The sequence below is a fragment of the Paenibacillus sp. FSL R5-0908 genome (assembly GCF_038006245.1).
GTDB lineage: Bacteria > Bacillota > Bacilli > Paenibacillales > Paenibacillaceae > Paenibacillus_AQ > Paenibacillus_AQ odorifer.
Window position 1 is genome coordinate 1,182,052 of the sequence record NZ_JBBOUV010000001.1, and the last position, 12,813, is coordinate 1,194,864.

11 protein-coding genes are annotated in these 12,813 nt (G+C 42.7%); 6 read left to right on the forward strand and 5 right to left on the reverse strand.

Annotated features, from left to right (window positions below; translation table 11 throughout):
* Nucleotides 1-46: 46 nt before the first annotated feature.
* Complete coding sequence (locus MKZ09_RS05255) at nucleotides 47-1,153, forward strand: Glu/Leu/Phe/Val family dehydrogenase (RefSeq protein WP_076207321.1); 1,107 nt, start codon at nucleotides 47-49, stop codon at nucleotides 1,151-1,153.
* 134 nt (nucleotides 1,154-1,287) lie between these two features.
* Here MKZ09_RS05255 and MKZ09_RS05260 read toward each other — a convergent pair whose 3' ends face one another.
* A complete protein-coding gene (locus MKZ09_RS05260; protein WP_051491160.1) occupies nucleotides 1,288-1,947 on the reverse strand; it encodes a peptidylprolyl isomerase in 660 nt (219 codons plus the stop codon).
* A 210-nt stretch (nucleotides 1,948-2,157) separates the two neighbouring features.
* Between MKZ09_RS05260 and MKZ09_RS05265 the strand changes: the two genes are divergently transcribed.
* Nucleotides 2,158-3,384: an MFS transporter gene (locus MKZ09_RS05265; protein ID WP_076207323.1), complete on the forward strand. Its 1,227-nt coding sequence runs from the start codon at nucleotides 2,158-2,160 to the stop codon at nucleotides 3,382-3,384.
* A gap of 86 nt (nucleotides 3,385-3,470) precedes the next feature.
* On the opposite strand, the gene MKZ09_RS05270 is transcribed toward MKZ09_RS05265, so the two are convergent.
* The gene (locus MKZ09_RS05270) at nucleotides 3,471-3,875 is read right to left on the reverse strand and encodes a hypothetical protein (protein ID WP_076137144.1); all 405 of its coding nucleotides are present in this window, start codon (nucleotides 3,873-3,875) and stop codon (nucleotides 3,471-3,473) included.
* A gap of 257 nt (nucleotides 3,876-4,132) precedes the next feature.
* On the opposite strand from MKZ09_RS05270, the gene MKZ09_RS05275 reads away from it, so the two are divergent.
* Nucleotides 4,133-6,031: a sensor histidine kinase gene (locus tag MKZ09_RS05275; RefSeq protein WP_076207325.1), complete on the forward strand. Its 1,899-nt coding sequence runs from the start codon at nucleotides 4,133-4,135 to the stop codon at nucleotides 6,029-6,031.
* A gap of 113 nt (nucleotides 6,032-6,144) precedes the next feature.
* Complete coding sequence (locus MKZ09_RS05280; protein ID WP_341041829.1) at nucleotides 6,145-8,061, forward strand: ATP-binding protein; 1,917 nt, start codon at nucleotides 6,145-6,147, stop codon at nucleotides 8,059-8,061.
* A gap of 10 nt (nucleotides 8,062-8,071) precedes the next feature.
* On the opposite strand, the gene MKZ09_RS05285 is transcribed toward MKZ09_RS05280, so the two are convergent.
* On the reverse strand, nucleotides 8,072-8,311 hold the full coding sequence (locus MKZ09_RS05285) for an NHLP leader peptide family RiPP precursor (protein WP_170914256.1): 240 nt from the start codon (nucleotides 8,309-8,311) through the stop codon (nucleotides 8,072-8,074).
* Nucleotides 8,312-8,405: 94 nt separating this feature from the next.
* Entirely contained in the window at nucleotides 8,406-9,341 is a 936-nt protein-coding gene (locus MKZ09_RS05290; RefSeq protein ID WP_076207330.1) for a hypothetical protein, read from the reverse strand.
* A 101-nt stretch (nucleotides 9,342-9,442) separates the two neighbouring features.
* Here MKZ09_RS05290 and MKZ09_RS05295 point away from each other — a divergent pair, with 101 nt between their 5' ends.
* On the forward strand, nucleotides 9,443-9,736 hold the full coding sequence (locus tag MKZ09_RS05295; RefSeq protein WP_076207332.1) for a hypothetical protein: 294 nt from the start codon (nucleotides 9,443-9,445) through the stop codon (nucleotides 9,734-9,736).
* 53 nt (nucleotides 9,737-9,789) lie between these two features.
* On the opposite strand, the gene MKZ09_RS05300 is transcribed toward MKZ09_RS05295, so the two are convergent.
* Nucleotides 9,790-11,721 carry a family 20 glycosylhydrolase gene (locus MKZ09_RS05300; protein ID WP_076207334.1) on the reverse strand — a complete coding sequence of 644 codons (1,932 nt, stop codon included), beginning with the start codon at nucleotides 11,719-11,721 and terminating at the stop codon, nucleotides 9,790-9,792.
* An 84-nt stretch (nucleotides 11,722-11,805) separates the two neighbouring features.
* Here MKZ09_RS05300 and MKZ09_RS05305 point away from each other — a divergent pair, with 84 nt between their 5' ends.
* Nucleotides 11,806-12,660, forward strand: coding sequence for a helix-turn-helix transcriptional regulator (locus MKZ09_RS05305; protein WP_038568894.1), 855 nt, complete (start codon nucleotides 11,806-11,808; stop codon nucleotides 12,658-12,660).
* The last annotated feature ends 153 nt before the right edge of the window (nucleotides 12,661-12,813 follow it).

The window sequence follows — 12,813 nt, forward strand, 5'->3', positions numbered from 1 at the left end:
TTGAACCAGCATGAGGAATATGACAAAGGGATAGGGGATATTGGAAATGGAATTGTTTGCAGCATTGGAACGGGACGACTATGAGGAATTATTATTTTGTCAGGATAAGGCGTCGGGATTAAAGGCGATCATCGCGATTCATGACACGACACTGGGACCAGCACTGGGTGGAACACGGATGTGGACCTACGCTACGGAAGAGGAAGCTATTGTTGATGCGCTTCGATTAGCAAAAGGGATGACCTATAAAAATGCAGTATCCGGCCTGAATTTGGGTGGTGGGAAAACAGTAATCATTGGAGATCCCAAGAAGGATAAAAATGAAGCCATGTTCCGTGCTTTCGGAAGATACATACAAGGTTTAAATGGACGGTACATAACTGCTGAAGATGTAGGGACTACGGAAGAGGACATGAACATTATTTATCAAGAGACAGATTATGTTACTGGCACCTCACCTACGTACGGTTCTTCGGGCAATCCGTCACCAGCAACGGCTTACGGTGTTTACCAAGGAATGAAGGCAGCCGCTAAAGCCGCCTTTGGCAGCGATTCACTCGAAGGGAAGACGGTAGCTGTTCAAGGTGTGGGGAACGTGGCCTTTACACTGTGCAAACATCTTCATGAAGAAGGAGCACAGCTTATCGTAACGGACATCCATAAACCAGCCGTTCAACGTGCAGTAGAGGCCTATGGCGCCAAGGCTGTAGATCCAGGCGATATCATCAGTGTAGATTGTGATATTTATGCTCCTTGCGCTCTTGGAGCGACAATTAACGATGAATCCTTACGGGTAATCAAGGCGAAAGTGATTGCAGGAGCTGCTAATAATCAGCTGAAGGATTCCTCGCATGGTGATGCACTTCATGAGATGGGGATTATATATGCTCCAGATTACGTGATTAATGCAGGTGGCGTCATTAACATTGCGGACGAGCTGAACGGCTATAATAAGGAACGTGCCTTTAAGCAGGTGGCGAAGATTTACGATAATATTACCCGCGTAATGGAAATTTCCCGTTTGAACGGAATACCTGCTTATGCCGCTGCGAACCAGCTTGCAGAGGACCGGATAGCGCTATTAAGAAATAGCCGCAGCACCTTTCTGCGTAATGGTCAACATGCACTTAGCAGAAGATCGCTGCGGGGATAAGCTGTAAAAAAACTCGGCAAGCTCCATCCGATTACAACTTCGGAGGGACTGCCGAGTTTTTTATGTTCTTTTATTTCTGTAAGAAACGTTTATCCTCTTTCGAGGACGGTAACGTCGTTTCTGTTTATTCCTAATTACTGAACCTTTTGCGGTTCTGGGTAAGTGACGCCGAAGGTGTCGACAGTCACCTTTTTCATTACTGGTGGCTCATCTGGACGATCAGAACCGTCACGAGGCAGGCTCACAATTCTTTTTACAGCTTCGATACCTTCGGTTACTTTACCAAAAGCGGCATAGCTTCCATCTAGACTAGGGTAAGCTGCATCCATAATAAAGAACTGGGAACCGGCAGAGTCGGGAGCCTGTGATCTTGCCATGGATAGAACACCTTCTGTATGCAGAAGGTTATTGGTGAACCCGTTGCCAGAGAATTCTCCGGCGATACTGTAACCCGGGCCTCCCATACCTGTGCCATCAGGGTCGCCGCCTTGAATCATGAAGTCAGGAATTACTCTATGGAATATAGTGTTATCATAAAATCCTTTTTGAATAAGTGAGATGAAATTGTTTACGGTGTTAGGGGCAACCTCAGGATATAGCTCAGCTTGGATGATATCCCCGTCTTCCATTTCAATGGTTACTAAGGGATGACTTGCCGTAGCTGAAGGAACGCCTTCAGTTGGGGCTGCACCTTCCCCAGGTGCTGATCCGCTGCTTCCATTATTACTGCTTGCATTGTTATTGTTTGGCTTGTTACCGCAACCTGCCGCAATAACCATGACCAGGCATAACATGATCAGAAGAATAGCGGATTTTGTTCGTGTAGACTTCACTAAATAATCTCTCCTTTTTATTGAATAATCTCGTAGGTACTTCCCATAATACCTCCTTTGTCCTATTACATGCAAAGGTCAGTTATGACTTCTGGGATTGGCACATCTTAAAAAGAAGTTTACAATGGTAGGATGTTTCCAAAGAGAACATCGAGAAAGGATGTGCATAGGATGCTCTTTTCGTGGAAGCGGAATTTGATCGTGCTTTGGGTAGGGGTTTTCTTTTGTAGTACAGCTTATTCGATCTCGATTCCCTTCCTTTCCATTTTTTTGAGCGACGAACTTGGGGTTTCAAATCATTTGGAGATTTGGTCAGGGGTGAGTTTTGGAATAACCTTTCTTGCCAGCGCTTTAATCTCTCCCTATTGGGGTTCGCTAGCCGACAAGTATGGTCGGAAACCGATGCTTATTCGCTCGGGTTTTAGTCTGGCAGCTTTATACCTTATTAATTATTTTGTACATGATCCTTATGTTTTTTTGATTGTGCGTGTGCTGCAAGGTTTGCTTGCCGGTTTTGTTCCAGCAGCTATTGCAATGGTAGCCACCAATACACCTGAGCATAAGACGGGGTACGCTTTAAGTATTATGTCTACAGCCGGAGCTACAGGTAGTATTATTGGGCCATTAATCGGCGGTGTAGTGAGCTATTATACCAGCAACCGGATTGCTTTTTTATTCTCAGCGGGTATTGTACTTATCTCAGCGCTCATTGCTACTTTTTTTGCAAAAGAGGAGAACTTCGACCGTTCGGCTCCAAGGTCACATGTAAGTGATGATATCAGGGAAGCGAGAAGTAACCGTGCCTTTATTACTTTGCTCTCGCTGGCGGGAATCAGTACCTTCTCCGTTATGATCCTGGAACCGTTAATCCCAATTTATCTACTGGACATGGGGATCTCCAAAAATAGTGCCTCGCTAAGCTCGGGAATAGTATTCTCTGCTGTGGGGATTGCTACGGTGCTGATGGCTCCGCAGTGGGGCAGACTCGGCAGCCGAAAAGGCTTTGGGATGATCTTATTTATTGGACTGATCGGGGGCGGCATCGGTAATATTTTGCAGTTTTTTGTTTCGGGCTATGTAGAGTTCGCTATCCTTCGCTTTGCTTACGGCCTGTTCTATGCAGGTGTGCTGCCGTCAGTGAATGCCATGATTGTACAAGTAATTGAGCCGGGATTCCGTGGACGGGCCTTTGGCCTGAATCAGGCGGCATCTCAGCTTGCGACGATGGCTGGACCGATTATCGGCGGCTTATTAGGCGCGGTGATTCCAATTCGCTGGGTGTTTGTAATCAATGGAGTGATGCTGCTCGTAGCAGCGATATTGGTTAAGACCCGCAAGCTGGAAGCACAAATCGCCGCTGCTCGTCCCGCAGAACAGCCAACAACGATGCAGGGTTAACTGCTAACTCAATGAGCATGTCGTTATTTAGAAACAACATAAAGCCGCCGGGCTCATAGCCCGGCGGCTTTATTCATATTAAGCTGCTATTCTCCCTGCGAACCGTTCAAAACGTCTGTTCCCGGCATAACATCCACTGGCGGGGAGGCAGGGTCAATAATGGAATTTGGATATACATCGTCTGCATCTGGAACATCCTCCAGCGGCTGATCTTCTTCTTCCATCTCCAAGAATTCCTCATCTTTAGTATGATCCGTATCATCTAGGGTTAATCCTGCGGTTTCAGCGGCTAGATATGCATCGGATTCCACCAACTCATCTCTTTCGATTACATCCTTAGGTGAGTTTAAACCAATATCTGCTGCCAAGTATTTATCGCCAACCAAGACAGGATCTGCGTCATCATCAACAATATCCTCTTCATCCATATCAGCTTGTATATAACGTTCATATTCAAAGTCAGCTTCAGTTTTATTTGGTGAACTATCCATAGCCGTTCACTCCTTTTTTATGATAAAATTTGAACTTCCTATGTTTATCTTTACCCGTTTGACCATGTTCGAATCGCTGATCCAATAAATGGGTATGTCTATATTGGATTAGTAAAAAATGGGTGAAAGCAAAAGTCGATGAAAAACGTTCTTTTTCGAGAAAATTTACAAGATTAGGCAGGGATAGTGCGAAGCTTGTCGAAATTAAGAAGCATATATGAACGTTTAAACAACTAATGAATTACTGAGGTGCTACGATGAAGTTGCCAAAGCCCAATATAGCGGCTGCTTTTTTATTAATTCTACTGCTGACCGCTATGGTTCCTTTTGGTACGGCGATAGTGAGTGCTGAATCATCAGACTCTACGCTGCCCAATTGGGAGATTAAATTTGAACGTATAGAAGTAGATCATATTGAAGAAGCTGTGGCAGCTCTTGATGAAGAATGGACTCGTGTTATGCCTCATGGGAAAAGCCCAGAGACTCCAAGTGGGGCAACCTCAGCCTGGCTGCGGTTTACTTTACCACAAATTAGTGATAAATCTGCGTTATTCATAGATAAAGTATATGGAAATAATGTTAAGGCTTATTTAAATAACGAATTAATATATGATTCCGGAAAAGATTTTAATTTCAATGGCAGTAAAATTTTCATTCCTCTGTCCAAAAGTGTTGGAGGACAACAGCTATATTTATGGACCCATGGTGGCAGCAAAGACTTAGGGATCCACGGCGAAATAAGAGTAGGCCAATACGATGAGCTGTTATCTGTTTATGTAAAGCAGGGTTTAATGGATTTGATCATTGGAACGACGCTTATTTTTATTGCGATTGTACTGCTGATCTGCTCGCTATTCATGAGAAAAGGCTATTTTTCAGGCGGATTTCTATTGGTGCTGATTATTTTATCCATTGGCGTCTTAGTGGTAACGTATTCATCGTTCCTGCCGACAATCCTCGGCGATTATGGAGAGATCGTACTTGTTTTCTTTGATGTAGCTTTATATACGCTTTTGCCATCCTTTACATTTTATTTTGAGAAAATATTTGGTCCAGGGAAAAAGAGAATCGTTACACGATTCCGTAAGTTTCAAATTGTCTATTCTGTATTTTGTTTTTCCCTAATGGCTATTAATATTCTTCTGTCCTATCAGGTGGATGACTTTTATAGATTGATGACTACGAGTGTGCTAGGTATCCTTATGATTGTGCAAATTATACTTTTGATCAGCTTAGCGTTTATACACGCGAACCGTGGCAATGTAGATGCTGTTATTTTTACTTCAGGGTTCTCAATATTTGCTTTCATGTCTCTTAGTGAACTGATCATGTTCTATGCATCGGGGCAATCCTATCAATTATATTGGTGGAAATGGGGAATGGTGATTTTCGTAATTGCCTTAATCGTCATTCTGGGAAGAAGGTTTACTCGAAACCATGAACAGCTTATTGAATATTCCCATCAGCTTGAGAAGTTCAATAATGATTTGCAGCGCTCGGAGAAGATGGAGATTATTAGTGAGCTGGCAGCTTCGGTTGCCCATGAAGTACGAAATCCATTGCAGGTTACCCGGGGGTTTCTGCAGATTCTTGGGGAGCGTTCAGATCAAAAGGAGCGGGAATATCTGCAAATGGCAGTGACAGAACTGGATCGAGCTACGCTCATTATTACAGACTTCCTAACCTTCGCTAAACCAGGACTTGAAACCGTAGAGCAGCTTGATGTGTCCGAAGAGTTGAGGCATGTGACGGGTATTCTTTCTCCGTTAGCGAATCTGCAAGGGGGCGTCATTGAACTAAATTTACAGCCAGGTCTTTACGTTACTGGATCATCTGCCAAGTTCAAGCAAGCGTTTATCAACATTCTCAAAAATAGTATTGAAGCTTTAAAGGACAATGGGCTGATTAAAGTCACAGCCTGGAAGTCTGGAAAACATATAATAATCAGTGTTCATGATAATGGGGAAGGGATGAACCGGAATGAGCTGGCTCGGTTAGGGGAACCATATTACTCCAATAAGACCAAAGGAACGGGGCTTGGACTGATGGTAACCTTTCGGATTATTGAGGCGATGGAGGGATGCACTGAGTTTCGCAGTGAGAAAGGGGAAGGGACTGAAATTATAGTAAAAATACCAGAACTTAGAAGAATTTAGAAGTAATTTATGATAATTCCGTTTTTTAGAAGGAAAGAGTGAGGGGCTGAGCGAAGTAGTACAGACAGAATATTGTTTCTGATACTTACTTCTGAGGTGCATATATGCGCTTGATGATTAAAGTCCTACATATAGCAATAGCCCTTACTCTCCTTCTGATAGGATATAGTTCAATTGTTGTATCAGCAGCGGCCCCATACCCATCCCAAGAAATTACCAGTTGGCAGATGAGATGGGGCGATGGAACCGAAAACAGCGGCGTAGAGGTTCCTCAGAATAATGACCAGCGGTATTGGATAAATGTGAATGCTACGAAGGAAATCCCACATCTGCCATCAGGCGTATCCACTTCTTGGACTCGTATTTCCATACCTAACTTTAGTTATATCTCCCCTTCAATCTACATTGATACTTTATATGCTCTTCATGTGAAGGTGTATGTGAACGACCGTTTGATCTTCGAGGAAGATCGTAATTATATTAAGGATAACTATTCTTTGTTGTTGCCTTTGAGTCAAAGCGATAGTGGGAAAACATTATACATTTGGACTGAAACGCTGCAGGATAGAATCGGAGTTAAAAATGAAGTAGTGATCGGTGAACACAACCTGTTAATCAATGATTATATTAAAAATGGACTCAGCGATGTGATTTTGGGCTGTGCTTTTTTTCTTGTGGCTATCGTTCTATTTATAAGCTCTCTCTACATTAATAGGGACTATTTTTCCAGTGTGGCTTCACTAGCCGTTGTAATAGGTTCAACCGGAATTCTCTCGATAACCTATTCTCCTTTTATTTATACCTTTTACAGCAATTTGGGCGCGATTAGTAATGTGTTTCTTGATTTGGCTTTATTCTCACTTTTACCAGCGCTTACTCTTTTATTTGAAAAAATATTTGGCAGTGGAAAATATGCGATCGTCCGTCGTTTTCGTCAATTTCAAGTCATTTACTCCTCATTTTGTTTGCTATGTCTTTTGATCAATTTTCTATCGAATAATAGCTATATTGAGTTTTATTATTTTGTATCCACCACTATTATCGGGTTCATTCTTATCCTTCAGTTCATCTTGCTGATCGTATGTGTGATTATATTTTCGCTTAAAGGGAATAGGGACGCTATCATTTTTGCCATTGGCTTTGGAACGGCTGCATTTACTGTAGTGTCAGAGTTACTGTGGTATTACATTCATAAGGGGAACTATGATTTATTCTTGTGGAAGTGGGGCATTGTTGCCTTCATAATCTCCTTAATCGTAATTCTGGAGCGAAGACTAGCCTATAGCCATCAACAGGTTGTTAACTATTCTAAAGAATTAGAGCGTTTTAACAACGAATTGCAGCGTTCGGAAAAAATGGAGATTATTAGCGAGCTTGCTGCATCTGTTGCTCATGAAGTGCGGAATCCACTCCAGGTAACTCGGGGTTTCCTTCAGCTGCTTAGCGAGAAATCCGTTGGTGAAGAGGAAATATTTATGTCGATGGCCCTTAGTGAGCTGGATCGTGCTTCCGGGATCATTACGGATTTCTTAACCTTCGCAAAACCGGAATTTGAGACGATTTCCAGTCTGAATTTGTATAATGAATTTAAGCATATTGAGAGTATTATGCAGCCGCTTTGTCATTTAAATGGAGGGAAAATGATTCTCGATGTATCGGGCGAATTATGGGTGAAGGGGAATTCCTCGAAGTTTAAGCAAGCCTTCATCAACATTATCAAAAATAGCATTGAATCTTTCCGTGAAGAAGGATTTATCTATATGTCGGTGTATGCGGAGGAGGAGAACGTAATTATTCATATCAAAGACAACGGGGAAGGGATGGACGCGGATGTCCTGCACCGATTGGGAGAGCCTTATTTCACTAAAAAGAATAAAGGGACAGGTCTTGGATTAATGGTCACTTTCCGCATCATCGAAGCTATGCAAGGTAAAGTGAAATTCACAAGCAAAAAAGGAGTGGGAACCGAATCCATCACCATACTGCCATTGGCAGAAGCTCCGGATGATTCTCACTCCTTAGGGGGTTAATCTTGTTGTCTTACCACGAACCGCGTGGTGCTGCGGTTGCCTTCAATACATCGGATGTAGGACTTGGTGGAATTACAAGATAGAATTCGTTTGAACCTTCTTCAACGGCTTTCAAGGTAACGCTGTCGGGAATGATTACGCCTAGTGCTTCTTGGAGTGCCGCTTTTGGGTCTGAGAGTAGTCTTTTCTTGAAACTTGGATCTTCCCATGCCTTTTGAATGACTTGATTTCTAAGAATTGCTTCTGACATAATAATCACCCTTCCCAAATTGTATATATTTACCTTTAATAATATAACATAGCAAAACTACTAATACTATTCTTTTTATTACAAAATAATAGAATTAATGGACATTTTTTGACAACCAATGATATAATCCTCCGTTTAGCAAGAGCTGCTTGTCCGCTTCGATGGAATCAGAGATCTGCTGTAAGTTACTTACTAGCATGGAATGGAACGCGATAAGATGAGGGACATTAAGGTCGGAAGCTGTAACTTTGTTATGTGTGTCGTGTGCTAATTCCGTATAGGTATGTAGACCATTTGCAGTGAATAGATAAAATTCGACCTCTTGTGAAGTGAGTTTAGCTGCACTGTTGTTTGGCAGATGTTTGCGAGTTAGGGAGAGAAGACAATTATAGTTGCCCGCGGATAAATCTTCTTTCCAGTCCTCATAGTCATCCAGCATTTGCAGTGTAAGCAAAACCGAATGGATAAGTTCTTCAGCTTGCGGCACTAAATCACTCTTTCCAGACATCAGAAGGGCAGCGGTGCTGGATAGCTTGAGGGGACTGGCTTTATAGGCAATTTTGACCCGATCATTAAGAAAATAGTCACTGGTTTTTTCGTTGCTAACACTATCTGCCCACTCCATGATATAACGATTAAATAAGATCCAGAAAGCGGATGGCTCCGGAAATAGTATCCGGTAGATATTTAAAAATTCGACATAAAGCAAATTCGCCAAGGGCAATTTTTCGTATGCGGAGCATTCTTGGCTGTCCATCAGGTCATCTTGTATGAAGAAATACAACATAAAAAAGACGTTGCCCATCGACATCTGGCGAGTAACCTCTGCTGAGATTCCGCATCCCTTTTGCAACCAAAAGGGTAAAAGATAACATATGTAGTTTTTGTGGCTTTCAGCGTTAAATACGTTAAAATGCTCAAGATAGGACATGCCTTGTTGATTTAGAGGTTCTGGAAATTCGGAAATAATCCGTCTGCTTTCTTGGAATACCAAGCGCAGTTCATCTTCGTAGTCATTTAGCCAATCCATAACAATCCTCCTATAAAATTTTTACGAAAATGGTTCTTTTGCCCTGATTATAGCTTTCTCTTTATTCCATTACAACTAAAATTTAGGAGGTATTAGCGAATATGGAATGGTATACTTTCGGCCAAATGCTTATGGCTATTCGAATGGGTCAAAAGGCGGAAACACCGGATGGCCGCATGGTTATGCGTACCTCCACGGGACTTTTTTGGATAAACGGAATCCTGCAGGGAAAAGTGGTACAAATCAAAGACTATCTGTTCTCTGACCTATGGCGAATCTATGAGGATGAGGAAAGCCAGCAGGAGGGAATTGGCAGGGAACAACACGAGCAACGTGAGCGGGAGATGCTTGAGAATCAATATGAAGAGCTGCGTTGGGCGAACCGAAAACGTTAGTTCAACGTTCGATTACCCAACAGCAGCTATATAGAGAATATTAATAAGAGGGATTAGGAACTTACGGATGCGGAGAGCTCTGATTTTAATGCTTCATATTGACTACGCAGGCGTTGAAGTTTCGAGATACTTTGCTCCAAGCCGCCTAGCCGGTTGCGTTCCGTCCACAAGAGACGATATTGGTGAAGGAGTATATCAAGATCATTGATTTGCTTCGTAATCAGCGCAGGATCAAGCGAATCTGGTGCTGATGTCAACTTTAGCTTGATTCTGCCCAACTGCACAGCATGCTTCACAAAATGGATGCCATTACTCAGTTCTTTCAGCACAAGAGCAGCATCCTCGCATTGAAGATCTAGCCCCGATAGCCGCGCCTCAATGGAGAGCAGATATTCTTCGAGATGATTGAAGTGTTCCTCAGTAAGCTTCTCTATGATTAGGAAATTGTCCAGATGGGTACGCAGCAGCAGGGACATTTCTGCATCATTTGAACGGTTGATACTGGATTCAAGCTGATAGTAATTGCCGAGATCCAAGAGCAGCTGGCCAATTCCCTCAGAACGATCTGCAAAGATAAATCTATTTAAATACTGTGCAGTATCTGCTTCCAGATTATGATCTACACTCCAGGATAGGGCTGCGCCGTAGGCGAAGCCGGCATAGCTGACCGGCAGATGCTGCCAGTGTCCAAAATCTCCCCAATCCGTAATGAGATAACCGATAGCACCGTTGTTTTTGCCATGAATAGCTGCACTGCGCAGATTGGCTAACATATTGTCCGTGCGTCCTGTAATGGAGTTCCATGAGCTGGTGCCTGGGCAGACATAAAAAGGAATACCAGCTTCACGGAATTTGAGCGTATCGGACTCGAAGGGATGCTCCGCGCTATAACCCCATTCCATAGCAATAATATCCTTAGGAAGCTGAGGAATCAGTTCGGGATGCTGGATAATGATATCGCCCCAGAATTGCATCGTTTTGCCACGTTTTGTAACCAACTCATAAATCTTTTGCAGGAATGATAAATAGAGTTGACCTTTGCCTTGAGTTTCTGCCAGAGCTTTATTTTTACCAAGACCGAGTTCATAGGTCTCATCGCAGCCTACATTAAACTGATTGGAGCTAAAGTAGGGCAGCAGATCGTCAAACATTTTGTCTAGCAGAGGTAGTACAGCAGGATCTTCGGTATCAAAAGTACCAGGATGCATAAATAAGCCTTCTGGATAAACGTCCTGTGCATACAAATTCTTCGGAAGCATAAAGCCTTCGGGAATTTCAGCTAAAGCGTTGAATTCTGGACGAGAAAGCCAGCCCTCCATATGCCCAAAGCTGTTCTGATTGGGAACAAGCTCTATATAACGTGCTTTGCAATAGGCATCCAGAAGCAGGATTTCCTCTCCGGTAATTGGGGTTTCAAGCTCCCAGACTTGAGGGAAGGATTCATAAGCGAAGGGAGCACCTTCTATATATAGCTGAAGTTCATTCATCTTCAAATCAGCCATAAGGTCAATGATCCGGTACAAGGTTTCTTGCTTCGGAATTTTATTGCGGCTGATATCTATGAGCAGGCCTCTGGCTCCAAAATCTGGTTCATCGCGAATATGCAGCTGAGGTATAGATTTGCCACTTTGTTCTATGATTTGTTTCAGGGTTGCTGCTGCGTAGAAGGCACCTACAGGAGAGCTATAGGAGACAACGATACCCTTCTGATCGACAACAATCTCATATGCCTGTGCAGACAATAATGGCACATAGTTAAAGTTACAGACAGATACAACGGTTGGACGTAAGCCAATGGATAAAGTCAGCTGCAGATTCAATGCTTGTGCAATCACTTCCTGTAGTTTTCGTGCAGCTGGCATGGCAGATTGTTCTTCCATATTAGGAAGCACGATGCTTCCGCTTGTTGGGAAATGGAAGGAGTCTTGTGACAATGTGATTTCACGCGGATTAGGGAAAAGCAGTAGTGCAGAATGATTAAGCATAGCGTGGACACCTCTTATTCATGTAGAATATGATCATCTTCACAATAACCTTATCACTACTAAACAAGGGGAGGAATGCCTATAATGTCCAAGCACATGGATTATATGATCAGTCCATATCCAATAAGAATTATTGATCCGAAGGTTGAATCCTCCAAGCTGAAGCTCAAGAATATAAGGGTGGGACAGGCAGGTCATCTGCCAGGAAGAACGTTATTCCGTTCAGGTGTAGTTTTTGAGCACTGGGCCATTGTTTACATAGTGTCAGGTAGTGGCTCCTACATGGAGATTGGGGGAAAAGAGCAGCAGGTGCGTGAAGGCAGCTTATACTTTTTTCGCCCAGGTTACAGTTATAACTTTGGTCCACCACCGGGAGGCAGCTGGGATGAGTATTATATTAACTTTAATGGCACGCGTGTATCCGAATGGCTGGAATCGGGCCTCATAGCCGGGGGAAATGTTTTTCAAGCCCAATCTATAGTAGGTCTTACTACCTTATTTGAAGAAGTGCTGGAACGGATGGAGAGCGGAGAACCTGTAGATGCGGATCGGGCAGCATTATTGCTCGAAAGAATGCTGCTGGAGTGTTCTTTTATAATAGAAGAAAAAAGTTGGAATTCTCAGGCTGATTATATGCGCCAGATTCGGGAAGACCTGAACTTATGCATTTATGGTGAAATGGACCTAGAACAAATAGCGGCAAAACATCATGTTTCGATGTCTACACTTCGTCGTCTTGTTCGGCGCAGCAGTGGATACCCGCTTCATGAATATATTCACCGTCTAAAAATGGCGGAAGCCAAAAAGTTGCTTTTCAACACGTCATTACAAATCAAGGAAATTTCTAGTATGCTTCATTATAATGATCCGTTCTATTTTTCTCGTTTATTTAAAAAATATATGGGGATCGCACCCCAGCTTTGCCGGAATAACATTTAAATCGACATCATCCTACTAGAGTCCCAACGGCAATTGTTATAATTTGTATAATTGTTGTCGTTTTATAAGATATGTTGAAAATTATGGATTAATATTACATAAATACGTTAGTTCTTATTAACTATAGTGGATAAAATTCCAAATTTTAGTGAT